The sequence below is a fragment of the Ruegeria sp. genome, from assembly GCF_028066395.1.
GTDB lineage: Bacteria > Pseudomonadota > Alphaproteobacteria > Rhodobacterales > Rhodobacteraceae > Ruegeria.
Window position 1 is genome coordinate 25,932 of the sequence record NZ_JALCBM010000060.1, and the last position, 1,493, is coordinate 27,424.

At 63.0% G+C, this 1,493-nt stretch carries 2 protein-coding genes and 2 pseudogenes; 2 read left to right on the top strand and 2 right to left on the bottom strand.

Annotated elements, in window-relative coordinates; translation table 11 throughout:
• Positions 1-86: pseudogene (locus MPJ51_RS16890) on the bottom strand (RNA pseudouridine synthase); the annotation flags it as partial.
• Between the two features lie 96 nt (positions 87-182).
• On the opposite strand from MPJ51_RS16890, the gene MPJ51_RS16895 reads away from it, so the two are divergent.
• Positions 183-593: a nuclear transport factor 2 family protein gene (locus MPJ51_RS16895; protein ID WP_298389090.1), complete on the top strand. Its 411-nt coding sequence runs from the start codon at positions 183-185 to the stop codon at positions 591-593.
• A 2-nt stretch (positions 594-595) separates the two neighbouring features.
• A complete protein-coding gene (locus MPJ51_RS16900) occupies positions 596-1,303 on the top strand; it encodes an SGNH/GDSL hydrolase family protein (protein WP_298389092.1) in 708 nt (235 codons plus the stop codon).
• Here MPJ51_RS16900 and MPJ51_RS16905 read toward each other — a convergent pair.
• Positions 1,294-1,493 (bottom strand): annotated as a pseudogene (locus MPJ51_RS16905) (EamA family transporter RarD); the annotation flags it as partial. The gene MPJ51_RS16900 and the pseudogene MPJ51_RS16905 overlap by 10 nt on opposite strands.

The window sequence follows — 1,493 nt, forward strand, 5'->3', positions numbered from 1 at the left end:
CCCGCAGGTTTGTTCACCACGATCAGCTGCGCATCTTCGTGCAGGATATCCAGCGGAGTCTGGGGGGGATCATAGGTCTCGCTCATGCGCGCCTGCCTATCGCAGCGCGTCCCTTCCCGCAACGTCGTCCTTGCCTCGGTTGCCCTGTTCCGCAACTCTGACCGCAAGGGAAGGAAGATGACATGCACCCCACCATTAAACGATTGCAAGAGGTTGTCGCCAAGGGTGATGAAGCCCAGGTTCAGGAATTGCTGGCCGAGGATGCGCGGTTCATGCCGCCCACCTATTACAGCACCTGGACCGGGCGCGCGCCTGTGGCGGCGGTGCTGGGGCATGTAGCGCAAGTCTTCTCGGACTTCCGATACCGCCGGATCATGGGCGATGGCCCCGACTGGGCGCTGGAATTTCAGTGCAAGGTCGGTGATCTGGACGCGGTGGGCGTGGACCTGATCACCCTGAACGCGGACGGCCTGATACAGGAGTTCGAGGTGGTCATGCGCCCCCACAAAACCGTGGGCGCCTTGCGCGAAGCGATGATGGCGCGGGTCATGAGCGACCCTCGTTTCCTAGAATACAAAGACGCCCTGCGCTGATCATGCCAGGCCCGATTGCCTCTGATCAGATTGTCAGGGTGCCCCTGCTGCCGGTTCTGGCCGCGCAGGGTATGATGGTCCGGCGACAAGCGCGTATCTTGCCTGAACCCTCGGGCCCACGCGAGGGACGCTCGGGTCGCGGCCTACGTCTGCGGCTGCTGATCACCGGGGACAGCTCGGCCGCCGGTGTCGGGGCTGGCACGCAGGATCAGGCGCTGTCAGGCCAACTGGTGGCCCAACTGGCACGGCATTACTGCGTCGAATGGCGGTTGGAGGCGACGACAGGACACACAACCCAAGACACTCTGGATCGGCTTGTAGCTCTGCAGGGCCAATTCGACATGGCTGTCACCGCGTTGGGCGTGAATGACGTGACCCGAGGCATAACTCGCGGGGCATTCATCAATCGACAACGGCAGTTGCTGACCCATCTCACCGGCCCGCTTGGGGCGCGGCGTGTCGTGGTCACGGCGGTTCCTCAGATGGAGCGTTTCCCCGCCCTGCCACAACCGCTCGCCTGGGTTCTGGGCCGACAGGCCGCGCGGCTGGATCGGGGATTGCAACAGGTCGCGGCTGAGTTCCCGCAGGCCCGGCATCTGTCGTTGGATTTACCCAATGACCCCGCGCTGATTGCACCGGATGGATACCACCCCAGCCCCAGAACCTATGCCATCTGGGCGCGCGAGGCCGCCCACCTGCTTCAGGCCTGAGCCCGCATCTGGCGGATCATCGGGATCGAATACACCACAAGCGCGGCCCAGATCAGCGGAAAGGCGATCATGCGTCCTCGGTCGATCTGTTCTCCGAATACGAAAATGGCGGTGACAAAGATCATGGTCGGCGCAATGTATTGCAGGATACCCATCGTCGACAGGCGTACCAGCTTGGCCCCGTTGGCAT